This window comes from Actinophytocola sp., from assembly GCF_035634895.1.
In the GTDB taxonomy this organism is placed as follows: Bacteria; Actinomycetota; Actinomycetes; order Mycobacteriales; family Pseudonocardiaceae; genus Actinophytocola.
Genome location: NZ_DASQCC010000253.1, coordinates 28,113 through 46,965, shown reverse-complemented (window position 1 = coordinate 46,965; position 18,853 = coordinate 28,113). Strand labels below are relative to the sequence as shown.

General features: G+C 70.2%; 16 protein-coding genes and 1 pseudogene. 5 read left to right on the top strand and 12 right to left on the bottom strand.

Features of this window, described 5'->3' with window-relative positions:
- Positions 1-16: 16 nt before the first annotated feature.
- On the bottom strand, positions 17-550 hold the full coding sequence (locus VET29_RS39195) for a hypothetical protein (RefSeq protein ID WP_324930825.1): 534 nt from the start codon (positions 548-550) through the stop codon (positions 17-19).
- On the bottom strand, positions 547-2,442 hold the full coding sequence (gene dnaG / locus VET29_RS39190; RefSeq protein WP_324930821.1) for a DNA primase: 1,896 nt from the start codon (positions 2,440-2,442) through the stop codon (positions 547-549). Before dnaG ends, VET29_RS39195 begins: the two co-directional genes overlap by 4 nt.
- A gap of 44 nt (positions 2,443-2,486) precedes the next feature.
- Here dnaG and VET29_RS39185 point away from each other — a divergent pair, with 44 nt between their 5' ends.
- Positions 2,487-3,419 carry a sigma-70 family RNA polymerase sigma factor gene (locus tag VET29_RS39185; RefSeq protein ID WP_324930817.1) on the top strand — a complete coding sequence of 311 codons (933 nt, stop codon included), beginning with the start codon at positions 2,487-2,489 and terminating at the stop codon, positions 3,417-3,419.
- Between the two features lie 85 nt (positions 3,420-3,504).
- Here the strand turns inward: VET29_RS39185 and VET29_RS39180 are convergent, their stop codons facing one another.
- From VET29_RS39180 to VET29_RS39165, 4 genes are all read right to left on the bottom strand, one after another.
- Positions 3,505-4,611, bottom strand: a complete 1,107-nt coding sequence (locus tag VET29_RS39180) for a serpin family protein (RefSeq protein WP_324930814.1) — start codon at positions 4,609-4,611, stop codon at positions 3,505-3,507.
- Positions 4,608-4,853 carry a hypothetical protein gene (locus VET29_RS39175; RefSeq protein WP_324930811.1) on the bottom strand — a complete coding sequence of 82 codons (246 nt, stop codon included), beginning with the start codon at positions 4,851-4,853 and terminating at the stop codon, positions 4,608-4,610. Before VET29_RS39175 ends, VET29_RS39180 begins: the two co-directional genes overlap by 4 nt.
- A 43-nt stretch (positions 4,854-4,896) precedes the next feature.
- Positions 4,897-6,168: a deoxyguanosinetriphosphate triphosphohydrolase gene (locus VET29_RS39170; protein WP_324930866.1), complete on the bottom strand. Its 1,272-nt coding sequence runs from the start codon at positions 6,166-6,168 to the stop codon at positions 4,897-4,899.
- A gap of 120 nt (positions 6,169-6,288) precedes the next feature.
- Positions 6,289-6,867, bottom strand: coding sequence for a YdcF family protein (locus tag VET29_RS39165; protein WP_324930863.1), 579 nt, complete (start codon positions 6,865-6,867; stop codon positions 6,289-6,291).
- A gap of 379 nt (positions 6,868-7,246) precedes the next feature.
- Between VET29_RS39165 and VET29_RS39160 the strand changes: the two genes are divergently transcribed.
- Positions 7,247-8,821, top strand: a complete 1,575-nt coding sequence (locus VET29_RS39160) for a hypothetical protein (protein ID WP_324930807.1) — start codon at positions 7,247-7,249, stop codon at positions 8,819-8,821.
- Between the two features lie 813 nt (positions 8,822-9,634).
- On the opposite strand, the pseudogene VET29_RS39155 reads toward VET29_RS39160, so the two are convergent.
- From VET29_RS39155 to VET29_RS39145, 3 genes and pseudogenes are all read right to left on the bottom strand, one after another.
- Positions 9,635-10,796, bottom strand: a pseudogene (locus VET29_RS39155) (IS3 family transposase).
- Between the two features lie 136 nt (positions 10,797-10,932).
- Positions 10,933-13,395 carry an ABC transporter permease gene (locus VET29_RS39150; protein WP_324930804.1) on the bottom strand — a complete coding sequence of 821 codons (2,463 nt, stop codon included), beginning with the start codon at positions 13,393-13,395 and terminating at the stop codon, positions 10,933-10,935.
- Positions 13,395-14,171: an ABC transporter ATP-binding protein gene (locus tag VET29_RS39145; protein ID WP_414636720.1), complete on the bottom strand. Its 777-nt coding sequence runs from the start codon at positions 14,169-14,171 to the stop codon at positions 13,395-13,397. Before VET29_RS39145 ends, VET29_RS39150 begins: the two co-directional genes overlap by 1 nt.
- 107 nt (positions 14,172-14,278) lie before the next feature.
- Here VET29_RS39145 and VET29_RS39140 point away from each other — a divergent pair, with 107 nt between their 5' ends.
- From VET29_RS39140 to VET29_RS39130, 3 genes are read left to right on the top strand one after another with little or no spacing between them, the layout of a single operon-like run.
- Positions 14,279-15,421 (top strand): sensor histidine kinase, encoded by a 1,143-nt coding sequence (locus VET29_RS39140; RefSeq protein WP_324930799.1) that lies wholly within the window; start codon positions 14,279-14,281, stop codon positions 15,419-15,421.
- Positions 15,418-16,074, top strand: coding sequence for a response regulator transcription factor (locus tag VET29_RS39135; protein ID WP_324930796.1), 657 nt, complete (start codon positions 15,418-15,420; stop codon positions 16,072-16,074). The genes VET29_RS39140 and VET29_RS39135 overlap by 4 nt, the downstream gene beginning before the upstream one ends.
- Before the next feature lie 53 nt (positions 16,075-16,127).
- A complete protein-coding gene (locus VET29_RS39130) occupies positions 16,128-16,748 on the top strand; it encodes a maleylpyruvate isomerase N-terminal domain-containing protein (protein WP_324930793.1) in 621 nt (206 codons plus the stop codon).
- On the opposite strand, the gene VET29_RS39125 is transcribed toward VET29_RS39130, so the two are convergent.
- From VET29_RS39125 to VET29_RS39115, 3 genes are read right to left on the bottom strand one after another with little or no spacing between them, the layout of a single operon-like run.
- Positions 16,732-17,544, bottom strand: a complete 813-nt coding sequence (locus tag VET29_RS39125) for an ABC transporter permease (RefSeq protein WP_324930790.1) — start codon at positions 17,542-17,544, stop codon at positions 16,732-16,734. The two genes, VET29_RS39130 and VET29_RS39125, sit on opposite strands and share 17 nt — an antisense overlap.
- A gap of 29 nt (positions 17,545-17,573) precedes the next feature.
- Positions 17,574-18,443, bottom strand: coding sequence for an ABC transporter ATP-binding protein (locus VET29_RS39120; RefSeq protein WP_324930787.1), 870 nt, complete (start codon positions 18,441-18,443; stop codon positions 17,574-17,576).
- Positions 18,440-18,838, bottom strand: a complete 399-nt coding sequence (locus VET29_RS39115; RefSeq protein ID WP_324930785.1) for a GntR family transcriptional regulator — start codon at positions 18,836-18,838, stop codon at positions 18,440-18,442. Before VET29_RS39115 ends, VET29_RS39120 begins: the two co-directional genes overlap by 4 nt.
- Positions 18,839-18,853 lie beyond the last annotated feature (15 nt).

Below are 18,853 nucleotides of genomic sequence, written 5' to 3'. Positions count from 1 at the left end.
CGTACGTACGTACTGCTTACTTTAGCGCCTCGCGAATCTTCGCGGCCACCTCCGCGGCCAGGACACGCACCGAGTCCTGGTCCGTTCCCGGGTCCGCCCGCACCTGCAGGACGATCCCGTCCCGCCCCGGCACCTTGCGCTGCACGAACCACGCCCCGCCGCCGGACAGGTCCCGGTGATGGCGCGACCGGATCGACCCGGTCACCCGCCGGTGCACGGCCTGCGGCAGCTTGCCCGGCTCGACCAGCGCGTACCGGCGCGGCTCGCGGTCCTGCAGCAGCACCGCGTCGCCTGCCGCGCCGATCTCGTCGGCCTCGATCACGACCAGCTCGCCGTTGCCCCAGGTCACCTTGCTGAGCAGGTGCCAGCCGATGCGCCGCGGACCGTCGTCCGTCGGCACCCACAGCCCCAGCGACGTCGCGACGAGATGTCCGCCGGCGCGTAGCTCGGCCACGCTGGCGACGCTTTCGTGCGCCTCGAGGGTGCCGGTGAAGCCGGGCGGCGTCCCGTCGCCGACGATCTTGTCGACCAACCTGCGGAACACGCTCACGAGACGCCTCCGGCCGCCTGCTCACCGAGTGCCTTGTAGTACTGCTCCAGCGCGACCAGGTCCCCCCAGAGCGCCCGCGCCTCGTCCGGCTCCTCGATGGGCGACAGCCGCTGCAGCCGCGACTTGATGTCCGCGATCTGCCCCGCGAGCAGCTGCCGCTGCAGCGCGGCGAGCATCCCCGCGGCGTACCGGTCGAGCGCGTTCTGCCTGGCCGGAATGGTTTCGACGGCGAGCTCGGTGACCAGCGACCGCACCGTGCCGGTCTCGCAGCACTTGGCCACGGCGTCGACCATCTCCGCGCCCCCGAGGCCACTGGACGTGCCCCCGGCCGCCTGCACAGCGCGGTGCAGCTCGGCGTACGCGGGGTGCGTGAACACCTCGTGCGGCAGCGAGTCGTACATCGGCCCGGCGAACGCGGGCTCCTGCAGTGCCAGCTTGATCACCTCGCGCTGGACGTGCAGCTGCGGGTCACGCGGGTTCGGCCGTGGCGGACCGTCGACATCGACCGCGAGCGCACCCTGGTTGGGGTCGGCCTGCTTGGCACGCGAAGGCGTCGGCCGCCCGCCCGCGGACTCCCGGACCCGGCGTACGACCGTCGCCATGTCCTCCCAGCCGACCCAGCCCGCGAGCTGGCGGGCGTACTCGTCCCGCAGCGAGGAGTCCTTGATCCGCGCCACCATCGGCACGGTCTTCCGCAGCGCCTCGACCCGTCCCTCGGCGTTGTCCAAATTGTGCTCGGCCAGCTCGGTCTTGATCGCGAACTCGAACAGCGGCCTGCGGCGGGCGATCAGGTCGCGGACCGCGGCCTCGCCCTTGGACTGCCGCAGCTCACACGGGTCCTGGCCGTCCGGTGCGATCGCGATGAACGTCTGCGCGGCGAACTTCTGGTCCTCGTCGAATGCCTTGCGCGCGGCCTTCTGCCCGGCCTCGTCCCCGTCGAAGGTGAAGATCACCTCGCCGCGGAACGCGTCGTCGTCCATCAGCAGGCGGCGCAGCACGGTGATGTGCTCGGTGCCGAACGCCGTGCCGCAGGACGCGACCGCGGTCGGCACGCCGGCCGCGTGCATGGCCATCACGTCCGTGTAGCCCTCGACCACGACGACCTGGTGCCGGCGCGCGATCTCCCGCTTGGCCAGGTCCAGCCCGAACAGCACCTGCGACTTCTTGTAGATCGGGCTCTCGCTGGTGTTGAGGTACTTGGCCTGGATCTGGTCGTCGTCGTACAGCCGCCGCGCGCCGAAGCCGACGACGTCACTGCCCAGGTCCCTGATCGGCCACAGCAGCCTGCGGTGGAACCGGTCGATCGGCCCCTGCCGCCCCTCCCGCGACAGCCCGCCCTTGATCAGCTCCTGGAGGTCGAACCCGCGGCCCAGCAGATGCTTGGTGAGCTTGTCCCAGCCGGCCGGCGCGTAGCCGCAGCCGAACTGGAGGGCGGCGGCCTGGTCGAAGCCGCGCTCCGCGAGGAACTCACGCGCCGCCATCGCGTCGGGGGTCGTCAGCTGGTCGGCGTAGAACTCCGCGGCGGCCTTGTGCGCGTCGACGAGCCTGGTCCGCGTGCCCTTGTCCCGCTGCCGGGTCGGCGCGCCGCCCTCGTAGACCAGCTGGATGCCGCTGCGCTCGGCGAGCCGCTCGACCGCCTCGACGAAGCTCAGGTGGTCGATCTTCATGAGGAACGCGATGACGTCGCCGCCCTCGCCGCAGCCGAAGCAGTGGAACGTGCCATGCGTCGCCCGCACGTTGAACGACGGCGTCTTCTCGTCGTGGAACGGGCACAGGCCCTTCAGCGCACCGCCACCCGCACGGCGCAACGACACGTACTCACCAACGACGTCGTCGATCCGATTGCGGTCGCGGACCTGCGCGATGTCGCTTTCCCGGATCCGTCCTGCCACGTTGTCCGAGTTTAGGCGTCCCCGCCGACAGTAGGATCGGGGGTGTGACAACCAGCGACGAGGTCCTCGCGAAGGAGTTCTCGACGCACCGCGGCCACCTGATCGGCGTCGCGTACCGGTTGACCAGCACGATCTCCGACGCCGAGGACGCGGTGCAGGAGTCCTGGCTGCGGTTGTCCGGCCTCGACGAGGGCAGGCGTGCCCAGATCCTGGACCTGCGTGGCTGGCTCACCACGGTCGTCGGTCGGATCTGCCTCGACCGCCTGCGTTCGGCCGCCGTCCGGCGCGAGCGCTACGTCGGGCCGTGGCTGCCCGAGCCGGTCGTCACCTCGCTCGACGCCAGGCCGGGCGACGATCCACTCGAGACGGTCGTCCTGAACGAGCAGGTGCGGCTGGCCGCGCTGCTGGTGCTGGACAAGATGACCCCGGAGCAGCGGGTCGCCTTCGTGCTGCACGACGCGTTCGCGGTGCCGTTCGGCGAGATCGCCGAGATCCTCAGCGTGACCGAGACGACCGCCCGGCAGCACGCGTCCCGCGGCCGGCGCGCCGTGGCGGACGCGGAGGTGCCGGACCCCGCCGACCTGGCCGAGCAGCGCGCGATCGTGGAGAAGCTGCTGACCGCACTCGCGAGCGGCGACGTGGACGGCGTGGTCGCGGCTCTGCACCCGGACGCCGTGCTCATCGGCGACGGCGACGGCAAGGCCCGCACCGCCCGCCGGCACATCGTCGGCGCCGACAAGGTCACCCGGTTCCTGCGCGGCCTGTCCGACACCTACGGCGTGCACCGGATCCCGCTCGCCAGCCTGGTGGTGGTCAACGGGGACCTGGGAGTGGCGTTCCCGGACCTGCCCGCCGAGGAGGGTTACCGTGCCGTCGACCGGCGGGTTTCCGCGTTCGAGGTGCGCGACGGCCGGATCTGGCGGATCTACGACATCGTCAACCCGGACAAGCTCAGGCACCTTCAGGTCCGTCCGTGACGCTCACCGGCAGGGTCGACATCGCGTCGGCACAGGCGACGGCGAGCCGCTCCTGGTGCGTGTGGGTGGACAAGGAGGCGCCGCCTTACGTGACGGGGTTCGTGACCCGGGCGAGGAAGTACACCACCCCGGTCTCCTGGTGGCGCACCACGAGCAGGAACGGGCGGTCCACGTGCAGCTCGACCGGTTCGCCCGTCGGCATCGACACCATGCGCATCATGATCGCCGTGGCGGCGGCGCCCTCGAAGCCCTGCTCGTCGACCTTGAGCACGGCCTCGTGCAGGACCCGCTGGACGGCGAGGCGTTCGGCCGTGATGCCCCCGAGGTCGGCGGCGTTGGTGAACACCGTGTGCACGCCGAGCTGGGTGAGCGGGTCCGTCAGGTCGGCCCTGGTCCGGAGCTCCAGTTTGGGCAGCCGCAGGTTGACCTGGCGCCGGCGCGGCGCGGCGAGCAGGTGAGCGAGGCGGCCGGCGTCCAGTTCGGGCTCGGCCGTCGCGAGGTCGTCGTCCGGTAGCAGAACGGCCACCTCGACCCCGCCGATCGCCGGGAGCTGGGCGACCTGCCAGCCGTCCGTGGCGGCGTAGCCGATCTGCTCGGACAGGGCCATCGTCGGCACGTCCACCGTCCCGCGCGGGCTGTGGAACGGGAGGGGCGTGGTGGCGCCCTCGATGAACCGGTACCGCCACGCGCACTTCAGGTACAGGGCGTTGACCAGCGTCGACACCGTCTCCGCGGTGACCGCGCCGCCCGTCAGCAGCTCCGGGATGAGGTCCCTGGTGGTCTTGGCGACGTCCAGGTTGATCAGCCTGCGTGCGCCCTCCGCGTCCTGCTGGAACGGCGCGCTCTGGACCATGCCGCTCGACCAGCGACCCAGCTCCTCGACGAACGAGGCCAGGATCTCGACCGACTCGTCCGTCCACAGTGTGTTGGCGACCGCGATGACGGGCTCGTCCTCGTTGTCCCGGTGCTCTGCGAGGACGCCGGCGCGCGTCAGCAGCGCGCCCAGCTCCCCGATGTCGCCGGACTTCTCACCGACGAGCAGGACGGCGAGCTCGTCACGCGTCAGCCCGCGGGCGCCCTGGGTCAGCAGGCCCAGCGCGCTCGCGACGGAGAACGGCGACCAGCAGGCGTTGGCGGTCAGGTTGGGCGCGGTGGCCCGGTGCAGGTTGAGGGTGAACGCGAGGTCCGTCACCGGCGCGGGTCCGGCAATGTGACGAGGAACCGCGGTTTCGGCACGGGCAGCTCCCCCGCGTCCGCCCTGGGCCCCAACGGTTTCGGGTGCCGTGGCTCGCGCACCCCGGCCGAGCCGGCTTCGTCTTCGCCGTCGTTGCGGGAGCCGTCCCACGGACCGGCCGGGACCGCCTCGCGCTTCCGGCGCCGGAAGAGGCCACGACGGCCGTCACCCCCTGGTGGGCGGTTCACTTTCTCGGTCATACCTACGTCACTTCCTCCCCTGACTCGATCCGAGTGTGCCACGTCACTCCTTTTCTGTCCGCCGGCCGACGAGCGCCGTGTGCCAGCTGACCGCCTGGGCATCCGTCAGCGACGCGACCTGGTCGATCACGACCCGCAGCCGCTCCGCGTCGGTGGCAGCGGCGTCCCAGGCGGGCACGAACGCCGGCTCCAACGCGTCGGACCCACGCATGACCAGTACCGCCACCACCTCGGCCAGCAGTTCCCGCTGCCGGGCCTGAAGGGCGAGCCGCTGCGGGTCGCTCATCACGTACCGCAGCGCGACGGCCTTCAGCAGCGCCACCTCGGCCGCTGCCTGCTGCGGGATGACGAGGTCGGCGTTGTACCTGGTCAGCGTGTCGTCGCCGCACTCCCGGCGGGTCCCGGTCACGGCGGCGGAGACGAACCGGCCGACCAGCTCGCTGGTCAGCCGCTTGAGCGCGACCTGCGTGCGGAGCGAACCGCCGGACTCGGCGGCCGCCACGTCGGCGACGACGGGTAGTCGCAGCAGCTCCCGGGACGCGTCCTCCAGAGCGGACACTGGCTCGGCGCTGAAATGCTTGGCCGCCAGCTCGGCGACCACCGCCCACTCGACCGGGTCGGTCAGCTCGGCGAGCGAGATTCGCCCTGCGCGAACACCGTCCTCGACGTCGTGGACCGAGTACGCGACGTCGTCGGCCCAGTCCATGACCTGCGCCTCGACGCAGCGAGTTCGCGGCGGCGCACCGTCCCGCAGCCAGTCGAAGACGGGCCGGTCGTCCTCGTAGACGCCGAACTTGGCCGTGCCGGCGGTGCGGGGCCAGGGGTACTTGGTGGCGGCGTCGAGCGAGGCGCGGGTGAGGTTGAGGCCGCGGTCGGCGATCTTGGGCTCGAGCCTGGTGAGGATGCGAAGGGTCTGCGCGTTGCCCTCGAACCCGCCGCAGTCCTGGGCGACCTCGTCGAGGGCGCGCTCGCCGTTGTGGCCGAAGGGCGGATGGCCGATGTCGTGCGCGAGGCCGGCGAGGTCGACGATGTCCGGGTCGCAGCCCAGTTCCTCGGCGATGCCCCGGCCGATCTGGGCGACCTCGAGCGAGTGGGTGAGCCTCGTGCGGGGCACACCGCTGACCTCGGATCCCTCGCCGGGCCCGACGACCTGCGTCTTGCCCGCCAGGCGACGCAGCGCGGCCGAGTGCAGCACGCGCGCGCGATCGCGGGAGAAGGGGCTGCGCCGGGACGGCCAGGCGTCCGGCAGTAGGGCACCTTTCTCCTGCTCAGCGATGAGGCGAGCCGTGTCGTGATCGCCATAGCCGTGATGAATTGGTCGCTCCGCTCCTCCGCTGACGACGCCGCTTCCCTCCTGCGCGCGGAGGCCCGGGCTCGTACCTCGCCGGGACTCCGTGCCCGTCGGTCCGGACGGCGGGCTGGTCATGCCGCGAGGCTACTTGTCCGCACCGACATCCCCGGCGCCGTCGGCCGGTGCCTTGGTCGCGTGGTAATACAGGAGCGCGGCCGTCTCGTAGAAGATGTAGCGGATCTGCGTCTCGCGGGTCCGGACGATCGGGCCGCTGTGCGTCGGCGACGTCCAGGCGTCCAACCCCACGTCGGAGGCCATGGTCCTGGCGCGAAGCGAGTGCCACGGGTCGCTCACGATGACGGCGCTGCGCCAGCCGCGATCGTGGATCTGCTCGGCGGCGGCCCTCAGGCTGCCCAGGGTGTCGTTGCCCTTGGCGACCGGGATGACCCGGTTCTGGGGTACGCCGTGCTCGGTGAGCCAGCGAACACCGGCGGTGGCCTCGGTGTACTTGTCGCCGGGGCGGTTGCCGCCGGTGGTGACGATGTAGGGGGCGACGCCCTCGTGGTAGAGGTTCATCGCGTGGCGGAGGCGGGCCTCGAGGACCTTGGAGGGCTTGCCGTCGTACTGGGCGGCGCCGAGCACGAGCACGACGTCGGCGGTGGCACGGTCGTCGAACCGGGCGACCTGCCAGACACGGAAGCCGGTGCCGGCGACGATGAGCATGCCGACCAGCAGCACGCCGAGCACAAGGCGGCGCAGGAATCGGCGCACCGGTCTCGGCTCCACGGGACTCACTGGACCCATCCTTCCAGATACGGAGGGCAAATGTCGGATGCTAAGGGCGGCCACCGACATCCGGCGACCCCTGACCGGCGGTTATCCACAACCGACCCACTTGTCCACATGTTGATCATCGTCGCTCGCCCCGCCTCCCGATCCACGCTTTGCTTGGCCCATGACCGACAACCGAGCAACGCTCAACCTCGCCGCCATCCCTCTCGTCTTCGACCACCTGGTCGCACCCGTGCGGGAGTTGCACGCGCTGGGCATGTCCACACACGCCATCTACGAACGGTGCCGCCCCGGGGGTCCGTGGCAACGCATGGAGCCGAACCTCGTCCTACTGACCGACGAGCCGCCGAGCAGAGCACAACTCATCCACGCCGCGCTGAAGGTGGCCGGCGAGGACGCGGTGCTCACCGGTGTAGACGCGCTGAAGCTGCACGGGTTGTCCGGAGCGAAGCTCCTGTCGCCGATCCATGTGCTGCTACCGGTCCGCCGCCGACAACCCAGGCTGGTGGACGGGGTCTACTTCGACCGCACCCACCAGCTCCCAGAACCACTGCACCTGAAGGGTTTCCCCGTGGCGCCCCTCCCAAGGGCCACGGTGGACGCCGCACGCCGGGCGAAGGTCTCCAAACACGTGGAGGACCTGCTGGCCGAGTCGATCTACAAGGGAAAGATCACCCCCGCGACCCTGCGCGACGAGCTTGACCGCGTAGGCGGCCGAGGCCTGACCCTCCCCCGTAGGAAGCTGGCCGAGATAGACGACAAGGTCCGCTCGATGGCCCGCGGCTGGGCACGGCGCCTCGTGCAACGGTCCGGCCTGCCGATGCCGGAGTGGCGAGTCCCGATCACGTCCCGAAACGGCATCCACGTGGCGACGGCGGACGCGTGGTGGGACGAGGTGGGGCTGGCGTGGGAGGTGGACTCCTACGCGTTCGACCTGTCCCCGGTGGACGCTCAGGCCGCGTTGAGCAGAGCCGCGAGGCTGACGGCGAGCGGCGTGCTGGTCGTGCACACCTCCCCGTCACAACTTCGAGAAGAACCAGCCAGGGTCGCCGATTTACTGCGCGGCGCCTACGCCCGAGCAATGGCCCGCCCAAGACCAGAAGTGAACGGCCAGTGCAGACCACCCAAGCCAACCCGCCAACCGAGCCTGTTCCCCGGCACCCTCCAGAAGACGCCCGCGACGACCCCCTCAGGAAAGCTGGTTCTGCTGGACCCATCACAAAAGCCTGCGCCGCCCCAACCCCAGCAGACCGCCGAATCGACCCCGACCGAGAAGCCAGCCGACTCCAACCCACCCCAGAAGCCGCACGAGAACGAACAATCCGAGAAGACCGCCAAGCCCGCCAAGCCCGAACAGCCGCCGCAAGGTCCCGCGCCCGAACCAACCTCCAAAACGCCGGAGCCGGGTCCCCTTCGACCGACACCCGAACCGCAAGCAACGGAACCAACTCCCGAGCCGAGGACAATCGAACCGACACCCGAGCCGGAAACAATCGGCCCAACTCCGGAACCGCAAGCAACCGAACCGACTTCCGAGCCAGAAGCAACCGAACAAACTCCCGAGCCGAAAGTAACCGGCCAAATTCCCAAGACAGGAGCGCACAACAAGACTCCCTACCCGGACCAGCCCCAACCACCTCCCGAACCACTCGAGAACGCAGCCGAACCGGGATCCCCAGACAAGAGTTCCAATCCGGACCAACCCAGTCCGACTCCCGAACCGGGATCCCTCCACAAGGCGCACGCGACGGAACCGTCCCAACCCACTCCAGCTTCCAAGGCACACCAGAAGATCCCCGAACCACAACAAACCCAACCAACTTCCAAACCCCAACCACTCCAGGCTCCGGAGGCCGTTCAGTTCCGACCGGCTCCCGAGTCCTGATCACTTCGAAAGGAGCACAGGTCCTGACGAACCGCACGGCTGCCGCGCGCCTGAGAACCCTGATGACCCAACCCAACCAACCCATCCCTCCCTCACCGGTCGCCGGTCTGATCAACCGCGCGACCTGAAGGACCGGGCGAGCCCCGTCGCGCTCGATGCGGTTCCGGCACCGGCAAAGATGCGAATGGCAGCCACCGGAAGCGAGTGGTGCGAGGTGAACCAGGAGACTGAAACCAGACGACCACGACGGCGTCCGGCGAGGGTCCCAGGCACGCGCCATATCCGCCCAACCCCAACGGAATCGGTCACGCCCTCGTCCCCCACCGGACCGGGCACCGCCCTTCGGACCCAGAAAGACATCCCAGGAGGTTATGCCAAGCTGCACTGTTCTCGGTGTGATTCGACCAGGCGGTCGTCTCGTCGTAGGTACCGGTTTGAGGCCGCCGTGCAGGATGCCGACCAACCGGATGGCCAGCTGGCGCAGGCGGCGTAGACCTCAGCCACGACCTCAGGCCGGCCCAGGTGATGCTCGCGCAACGTGGTCTGGATCATGGTTGCTTGCCCCGCGATGTCGCGCCGGCGGGGCGCGCGTGAGCGCGGCGCGGATCTGCGCCATCGTCAACCAGGCAGCAGCCCCTACCGGGGCGGGAGCCTGGTCAGCAGTGCGGCCTGCAACGGATCCACCCCATCACCGTCTAGCCGACCGCGACCAGAGCACCCCTGCCCCCGATCCACCGAGAAGGCACCGAGCAGTCCATACAGGACGACAACTCCACACCAACCGGGCCTTATCCCCGGATGTTGGACACGGGGTTATGCGGCGTGGGTCAGCGTAGCCGGTGTCGGGGTCAGGCTGTTCTCGTAGTCGATCGGGGACATCTGTCCGAGGTGGGAGTGGCGTCGTCGGGTGTTAGCGGTGTAGCCAACCGAACACGGCCAGCCGTGCTTCCCTTTCACTGTCCCAATTCTGGGCGTCCTGGAGTTGTCCGCCGAGCTGCCGACGGCGCCCATGGATCGGGTCACCCCCGCCTCGCGGCAGGCATCCGCGAACGCCCGAGCGCTGTATTGCGGACCCGTGATCGCTGTGGAACACCGCCCCGGCCAGGCTGCCCCGCGTGCGTTGGGCGGCGGTCAGGGCATCGAGCACGAGTTCGGTGCGCATGTGGTCGGCGATGGCCCAGCCGACCAGGCAGCGTGAGCACAGGTCCATCACGGTGGCCAGATAGCGGAAGGTGCCGTCGGCGATCGGCAGGTAGGTGATGTCGCCGACATAGCGGGTGTTCGGTGCCTGGGCGGTGAAGTCCCGTCCGAGCAGGTCCAGGGCCTTGACCGCGGTCGGATCGGCGACAGTGGTGCGATATCGGCGACGCAGCCGTAGCCCGGTCAGGCCGATCCCGCGCATGACCCGGGCGACACACTTGTGGTTGGACCACCTACCCGGCCTCGCGCAACTCGGCGGTGATCCGCGGGACGCCGTAGGTGCCGGCCGAGTCCCGATGACTCACACGGATCCGGGCCGCCAGGCGGGCATCCGCAGCGGCGCGGACCGCTCGATCGAGTGAAGTGGCCGTCCAGCGGTAGTAGCTGGACCGGGCAATCCCGATGACCTGGCATAACCGCTTGACGCCGTAGCGGCGCTGATGATCGTCAACGAACTGGAAGCGGTTCACCAGCGCGTCTCCCCCGCGAAATAGCGGGCTGCCTTGCGCAGGATATCCCGCTCCTCCTCCAGCTCGCGGATCCTCTTACGCAGCGCGGCGTTCTCCTCCTCCGGCGAACCTGACGGCGACACGGTCGCAGGCGTAGCGGCCTGCGCACCGGCGCCCTGTGCGTCGTCGATCCGGATCCAGTTGCGCAGCGTCTCATGGTCGACCCCGAGATCCTCGGCCACCGACTTGATCGTCACGCCCAGCCTGGACCGGAACAGCGCGACCGCCTCGGCCCGAAACTCCAGCGGGTAGTGCATCATCACCATCTGTACCGGACTCCTGTCCACCCGGACCACCAGGGCCCAAGTGTCTCTGGTGTCCAGCACTCGGGGTCAAGGCCCGGGTGGGTGGCGGCGGAGTCGGGTTCGGGCTGCTGGGGGTTGAGCCGGGCTTGGGATCAGGTCACTCTGTCTGGATTGCGGTCAGGATGTTGGTTCTCGCGGCCCGGTGGGCTGGCCACAGCGCGGACAGGGCTCCTACCGTGAGCATGCCGAGCAGGGCTGTTGCGATGGTTGTCGTGGGGATCTCTGTGACCTGTAAGGGGTTGCCCAGCATCGCGTGTTGCATGACCGCGCCGAACAGGGTGCCTACGACTATCCCCAGTGCGCCGCCGTAGGTGCAGATCACGATGCTCTCTGTGCGTACTGTTCGGCGGATCAGGTGGCGGGGGGCGCCTATCGCGCGTAGTAGGCCCAGTTCTCGGGTTCGTTCCATTACGGACAGGGCCAGGGTGTTGATGACGCCGAAGATCGCTATCGCTATGGCGGCGCCGAACATCGCGTACATCGCCGACAGGAGTAGTTGGAAGTCGGCCGTTTCCGTTGCTATCACGCCTTCTCGGTCGGTTACCACCACGTCTGGACGGTTCCGGAACTCGCTGTCCAATGCCTGGCGGACCGCGCTCGGGGTTGCGCCCGTCGCGTAGATCGACGTCACGTTCCCGTGGAACCAGTTGGGGGTTTCGGCCACGTCCACGTAGATCAGGGGTTGGCCCTCCACGGTGTCGATCAGGCCGGTGACGCGTTGGTGGACCGGACGGCTGTTCGGGAACTTTATCGCCAGGTCGTCTCCTAGTTGCAGGCCCAGCACGGCTGCCTGGTCGGTGTCGACCACCACGCCGCGGTGGAGGTCGGCGTTGCCCTCCACCAGCTTCGGGGTCAGGACCGTGGTGAAGCCGGCGGGCTCTGTCGCCGAGATCGAGGAGGCCGCCGTGCCTCCCGCCGTGGACACGGTGACGAGTGTGTATCGGTCCGCTGCCACGCCTGTCACGCCGGGGGTCGCGCGGACACGGTCGAGCACGTCCGTGCTCAGTGGGTCCACTCCGGACGCCGAGCGCAGGATCGTCGCCGACGGGGGCACCATGTTTCGTACCGCGCCGCCCAGTGTGGACACCATGGTCTCCCCCAGTGTCGCGAACGCGCACACCAGTGCCAGGCCCACCAACAGCGCCGATGACGTCGCCGCGGTGCGGCGGGGGTCGCGTACCGCGTTGCGGGTTGCCAGGCGGACTGCTGGGCCGCGGCGTCGGGACAGCAGGCGGGACAGGGGGGTCAGTGCGGCGTGCGCCAGCACCGGTGCCAGCAGCAGCACAGCCAGCCAGCCCGCCACGCCCGCTCCCATGCACACGACTCGTTCCGTGGTGCTCAGGTTGGGGCCGGCTGTCGACGCCACCGTCGCGGCGCCTGCGACCAGAAGTACCGCGCCCGCGGTCGTTCGCGCCACCGTGGTGCGGCGTGGTGGTGTCGCGTCCGTGCGTAGGGCCGCCACCGGGGGCGCCTCGGCCGCCCGGCGGGCTGAGCCGTAGGCGGCCGCCACCGTGACGCCGATGCCTACCGCGTAGCCGACCAGGATTCCCTGTGGGGACACGGAGTAGGTCACCGGTTCGCCGTCAGGGGTGAAGGCCCACATGCCCAGTAGGCCCAGCGCGATGCCCACCGCCACGCCGATCGTCGCGCCCACCACGCCCAGTGCGCCGGCTTCCAGCACCACCGCCCGGCGGACCTGTCGTCTCGTCGCCCCTACGGCACGCAGGAGCGCGAACTGGCGGACTCGTTGTGTCACCAGCATCGTGAACGTATTGGCGATGACGAACATGCCGACCAGCAGCGCCACCACCGCGAACGCCAGCAGGGACTCGCGGGTCGACTCCGCGGCGGACGCCGCCTCGTCGTGTGCCTTGGCCGTCAGTTCCGCGCCGGTGTGCACGGCGATGGCCGGGTCGGGTAACGCCGCGCGGACCTGTGGCGCCAGGCCTGGGCCGTGCAACTCGATGCGGTCGTACTCGTTGCCCAGGTACTCGTGGGCGGTCGTCGGCGCGAAGGCCACCGACGGGGCCGTCTCCATGCCCAGCATTCGGTAGTCGAACAGGCCGACCACGTGAGCTTCGACCTCGCGGCCGTCCCCGAGGATCACGCGGGCCCGGGAGCCCAGACGCAGGTTCGCGCTGGCGGCTACCGCCTGGGACAGCGCCACCTCATCGGCGCTCGTCGGTGGGCGGCCATCGAGGATCGTGAAGCGGTCCGTGTCGTCCCAGGCCGTGCCCGCGTGGTCCTGCGCGCCCGCGACGAGCTTGCCGTCGGCGCCTATCAGGGAGGCTCGGGCCGCCAGGATTCCTGTCGCCCGGCGGACTCCCGGGAGCCTGGACAACCTGGCCAGGTCGTCCTCGGTAAGTACTGCCTCGTTGGTGGGGCTCTGGGCCACCACATCCACTGTGGACCGACCGCCCTCACCCGCCAGCGAGGCGGCCGTCGAGTCGGACAGCACCCACGTGGCCACCACGAACGCCACGCCCAGGACGATCGCCACCAGTGTCATCGCCATTCGGCCCGTGTGGGCGCGTAGGTCGCGCAGCATCGCACGCAGCATCAGAGCGTCACCCGTTCCAGGTTCTTCATGCGGTCGAGGACGCGGTCCGCGGTCGGGGCCGACAGCTCGTCGACCAGGCGGCCGTCGGCCAGGAACAGGACGCTGTCCGCGTAGGCGGCGGCCGCCGGCTCGTGCGTGACCATCACGACGGTCTGGCCCAGGTCGTCGACACTCGTCCGCAGCAGGCCGAGCAGTTGTGCGGACGCCGCCGAGTCGAGCGCGCCGGTCGGCTCGTCGGCGAACACCACCTCCGGGCGGGTGATCAGGGCGCGGGCGCACGCGACCCGCTGCTGCTGGCCACCGGACAGCTGGTTCGGGCGGTGGTGCAGGCGGTCGCCGAGGCCCACCGCGGCGATGATCTTCTTCGCCACCTCGCGGTCCGGGGACCTGCCGGCCAGGTCCAGCGGCAGCGAGATGTTCTCCCACGCGGTCAGCGTCGGCAGCAGGTTGAACGCCTGGAACACGAAGCCGACGCGGTCCCGGCGTAACGCGGTGAGCTCGTTGTCGCTCATGCCCGTCAACTCGGCGTCGCCGAGGAACACCTGGCCGCTGGTCGGCTCGTCCAGGCCCGCGACACAGTGCATGAGCGTGGACTTACCGGAGCCCGACGGGCCCATGATCGCGGTGAACCGTCCGGTGTGGAAGTCGGCGTCGACGTGGTCAAGTGCCACGACGCGGGAGTCTCCCGCGCCGTGGACCTTGGTCAGTGCTCGAGCACGAGCGGCTGGGTTGGTTTGCACGGTGACCACGGTCCTGGAAACGAGGGCGGTCCACATCGGACCAGGGTCCGGACTTTTCCGTCCCACCACGGTCTGGGTCGGCCCGAAAAGGAGTCCACCCGTGGTGGGACGCGCCAGCGGCTCGCGGCCGATACGGTCTGGGTGTGTTCTCATTCGTCCGCCAGGTATGGCTCCGCATGGTCGACATAGTCGCCGCGGTGGTGCTGCTCGCCATCGTGGGCTATGCGGCCATCGACGCGACGACGTCCTCCGGCGTCGCCGAGCCCGAGTGGGTGTCACTGTCCGCCGCGACCCTCATCGCCGCGCCGATCGTCACGCGCCGGTGGGCGCCGCTGCTCTCGCTGGCGGTCAGCCTCGGTGCCTCGGTGCTGGCCATGGGGTCCGGAGTGATCTCGGTCGTCGGGATGGGCGCGCCCGTCACCGCGGTCGGAACCGTGCTGTACATGGTGGCGAGCCTGCGTCCGAAGCGGCTGTCGGTACCCGCTCTCGTCGCGTGCGTCGGCGCCAACCTGGTGGTACTGCTGGGCCGCCGGTTGGTCGATGTCCCGGCCGAGGCATGGTCGGACAGCCTGTTCGGGATCACCTTCGCGTGCCTGTTACTGGTGACCGCCTGGTCGCTCGGGTTCGCGACACGGGAGCGGCGGCGGCACGCAGAGGAGTCCGCGGCCCGGCAGGCCGAGCAGGCGGTGGCGGAGGAACGGCTGCGGATCGCCCGCGAGCTGCACGACATCGTTGCGCACAGCATGAGCCTGATCGCGGTGAAGGCGGGTGTGGCCAACCATGTCGCCGAGCAGCGACCGGCCGAGGCACGCGAGGCGCTGCGGGTGATCGAGGCGACCAGCCGCGGCTCGCTGGCCGAGATGCGCCACCTGCTCGGCGTGCTGCGGTCCGAGGTGGACGGTCCGGAGCGCGCGCCGGCGCCCGGCCCGTCGGGAATTCCGGCACTGGTCGAGCGGGCGCGGTCCGCCGGGGTGACGGCCGAGCTGTCGCTCGACGACACGGCCGGTCTGCCCGACGGGGTCGGCCTGTCGGTGTACCGGATCGTGCAGGAGGCGCTGACCAACGTCGTCCGGCACGCGGCGCCGGGACGGTGCGAGGTCAACGTGGCGGTTGACGAGGAGGTGGTGCGGGTCGAGGTGGTCAACGAGGGGCCGCGGGTGGAACCGGGGCCGAGTGGGCACGGGCTGCTCGGGATGCGGGAGCGGGTGGCGGTGTACGGCGGGACGTTCGCGGCGGGGCCGAGAAGGGAAGGGGGCTGGCGGGTGTCTGCGGTGCTGCCGAGGTGACCAGGGTGCTGGTGGCCGACGACCAGGCGTTGGTGCGGGGCAGCTTCCGCGTGCTCGTGGAGAGCGCGCCAGGGCTGACCGCGGTCGGCGAGGCGTCGAACGGGAAGGAGGCCGTGGAGCTGGCGGCACGCGAGCGGCCGGACGTCGTGCTGATGGACGTGCGGATGCCGGAGCTGAACGGCATCGAGGCGACCGAGCGGATCTGTGCCGACCCGGCGACGGCCGGGGTGCGGGTGCTGATCCTGACCACGTTCGACCTCGACGAGTACGTGTACGCGGCGCTGCGGGCCGGCGCGAGCGGGTTCCTGCTCAAGGACACGCCGCCCGCGGACCTGTTGACGGCAATCGAGGTCGTCGCGGCCGGTGAGGCGTTGCTCGCGCCGTCGGTGACGCGGCGGTTGATCGCGGAGTTCACCCGCCAGCCGGAGAAGCCGAGGTTGCCGGCCACGCTCGACGACCTCACCGAACGGGAGCGCGAGGTGTTGCTGCTGATCGCCTGCGGCCGGTCGAACTCGGAGATCGCCACGCAGCTGTACCTCGGCATGGCCACGGTGAAGACCCACATCGGCAGGCTGCTGAGCAAGCTGGGGGCGAGGGACCGGGCGCAGCTGGTCATCGCCGCGTACGAGGCCGGTCTCGTCCGTCCGGGTTGATTCCGTGCGGGTTGATTCCGTGCGGGTTGATTGCGGGTTGATACTGTCGCCGCGTGCCAGTCACCGCCGATGACGTCGACCTGTCGGTCCGCCTCACGATCGAGGCCTTCGGCGGTGTGGCCGACGGCTGGGACGCGCCGGCCGGAACGCTGGAGTGGACGTGCTGGGAGACCGCCGAGCACGTGGCCGACGACCTGTTCTTCTACGCGACGCAGATCGGCGCCCGCGCGTTGCGGCACGCGGTCCCGTTCGGATACGGGGCGCTGCGGGAAGGCGGGCCCGACCTGACGATCACCGCCAGGCGCGAGGCCGGACCCGCCGGACTACTGCAGGTCGTCGAGGCATGCGGGGCACTACTGACCGCCGTGGTCCGCACCGCTCCCCCGGAAGCCAGGGCGCACCACGTCTTCGGCGACGGTGACGCCGAGGGGTTCGCCGCGATGGGGGTCGCCGAGATGCTGGTGCACGCGCACGACATCGCGGCGGGCCTCGGTGTCGGCTGGCAGCCGCCCGCCGACCTGTGCGCACGTGTACTGGCCCGGCTGTTCCCGGACGTCACATCGACCGACGACCCGTGGCGGACGCTGCTGTGGGCCACCGGCCGGGATGACCTCCCCGACCGGCCGCGGCGGACGGAATGGCGCTGGCACAGCGGCCCTATACCGGCCGCCTGAGCACCCGGTACATCACCGGGGCCGCGAGCAACACCCCACCCAGCAACAGGATCCCGCTCTCGGTCCACTGGAAACGCCAGTACCGGTCCTGCGGCTGGACGTAGAAGGCGAGGCGATAGCCGGCTTTCTCGACGCAGTCCGTGTACGTGATCTGGTCCGCCTCCGCGCATGCCGGTGGGTCGGCGACCGGGGTGCCGGACGGGTCGACCCACGTCGAATCGGTGATCATGGCCCCCGGCTCCGGTCCCTTGTCCGACTGCTGAAACAGCGGTTCCGCGTAGTTCTGCCGCGCCTGCAGGAGCCCGAAGAGCACCAGCATGAACACGGCGATCGTCACCGCCATGGCCGGCAGCAGCCTGCGCAGCACCCCGCCCGCGGCGGCGCCCAGCAGGAACGCGAACAACCACCACGCACCCGCCGCCACCCCCGAGCCGCCGAACAGCGCGTCGTCGCTGAACACGCTCTGTTGGAACCTCGTCGCCCAGGCGCTGACCATCAGGCCGGTCACGAGGCCGGCGACAGTCACCGCCAGGCCGAGCGAGCCGAGCTTCGTCAGCAGCCAGCGCCGTCGCGACACGGACTGCGTCCACGCGAGCCGGTGCGTACCCCGCTCGAACTCGCGCGAGAGCATCGGGGCACCCCAGAAGATCCCGACGAGGAGCGGCGCGACCGGCAACATGCCCAGGTAGACGTAGGCAGCGGACCCCTGCACCAGCATGAGCACGCCCAGCACCACCAGCAGGCCGACGGTGGCCAGCGCCTGCGTCCGGTGCTGGCGCCACAACAACCACACCATCCCGAAATGTCCTTTCATCGAAATGGGAGTCATGCCAGGACCGGCCGAGGCAGTGCCGCGGCGTCCGGGCGGCGCAGGTACGCGAGGACCAGTTCCTCGAGCCCCACCCCGCGGGACGTCCACCGCGGGTCGACTGGCGCGTCCCCGGAACGTACGAGCACCGTCGCCTGGCGCTCGGTTCGTGAGTCGTCCACAACGGACAGTGGCAGGGTGTCGGCCAGTTCCACCGGGCCGGTCAGCAACCGGTGCGAGCCGAGGAGGTCCTCGATGTCGCCGGACACCTGGACTTGGCCGCGGTTCAGCACGACCAGCCAGTCACACGTGTCCTCCAGGTCCGACACCACGTGCGAGGACAGCACCACGGTCATCCCGCCTTCGGCGACCGCGGCCATCAGCCCACGCATGACGTCGTGCCGGGCCAGCGGGTCGAGGTTCGCGAGCGGTTCGTCGAGCACCAGCAGTTCCGGCCGTTTGGCGAGTGCGACCGTCAGCGCCACCTGTGCCCGCTGACCGCCTGACAGCCGGCCCACCTTGCGGTGCATGGGAATCTCCAGCGACGCGAGCCGCGTCGTGGCGAGCGCGGCGTCCCAGTGCGGGTTCGTGTGCGCGCCGAAACGCAGCATGTCCGCCACCGAGAAGCCGTCGTAGAGCGGCTTGTCCTGGGCCAGGAAAGCGATACGCGGCAGCGTCTCGCGGGTGCCGGCCGGGTGGCCGAGCACCGTAACGTTCCCCTCCTCCGCGGCCAGCAGGCCGACGATGATGTGCAGCAAGGTCGTCTTGCCCGCCCCGTTCGGCCCGACCAGCGCGACCACCCGGCCGGCCGGGACCGAGACGGAACAGTCCCGCAACACCCAGTTCCGCCGGTACCGCTTCCCAACCCCCGTCAAGGTCACAGTCATGCCGTGTCCTCCCCTATCCGAAAAGAATCCAGCACCACCGATGCGAACAACGCCTCCACGTCCTCCACGTCCAGCCCCGCCGAGCGCGCGTCGCGCACCCAGCCGGTGAGCGACTCCCGCAGCCGTGCGTGCTCGGCGACCGAAGCGCCGCCGAGCGAGCGCTGCACGAACGTGCCCAGCCCGGGCCGGCCCACGACGAGCCCCTCGCGCTCCAGCTCGCGGTACGCCTTCAACACGGTGTTGGGGTTGATGGCCAACTTGTCCACCACCTCCTTCGCCGTCGGCAGCCGGTCCCCCGGCCGCAGCGTTCCGAGCCGCAGTGCGTGTCTGACCTGGTGGACGAGTTGCAGGTATGTGGCGACCCCGGAGCCGCGATCGAGCCTGAAGTCGACCACGAAGCAACACCCTTT

Coding starts and splice junctions, on each gene's coding strand:
- VET29_RS39175 (WP_324930811.1), bottom strand. CDS start 4,853: ATGACCGAGAAAGTGAACCGCCCACCAGGGGGTGACGGCCGTCGTGGC.
- VET29_RS39165 (WP_324930863.1), bottom strand. CDS start 6,867: ATGCTCATCGTCGCCGGCACCGGCTTCCGTGTCTGGCAGGTCGCCCGG.
- VET29_RS39160 (WP_324930807.1), top strand. CDS start 7,247: ATGGAGCCGAACCTCGTCCTACTGACCGACGAGCCGCCGAGCAGAGCA.
- VET29_RS39150 (WP_324930804.1), bottom strand. CDS start 13,395: ATGCTGCGTGCGATGCTGCGCGACCTACGCGCCCACACGGGCCGAATG.
- VET29_RS39145 (WP_414636720.1), bottom strand. CDS start 14,171: ATGTGGACCGCCCTCGTTTCCAGGACCGTGGTCACCGTGCAAACCAAC.
- VET29_RS39125 (WP_324930790.1), bottom strand. CDS start 17,544: ATGGTGTGGTTGTTGTGGCGCCAGCACCGGACGCAGGCGCTGGCCACC.
- VET29_RS39120 (WP_324930787.1), bottom strand. CDS start 18,443: ATGACTGTGACCTTGACGGGGGTTGGGAAGCGGTACCGGCGGAACTGG.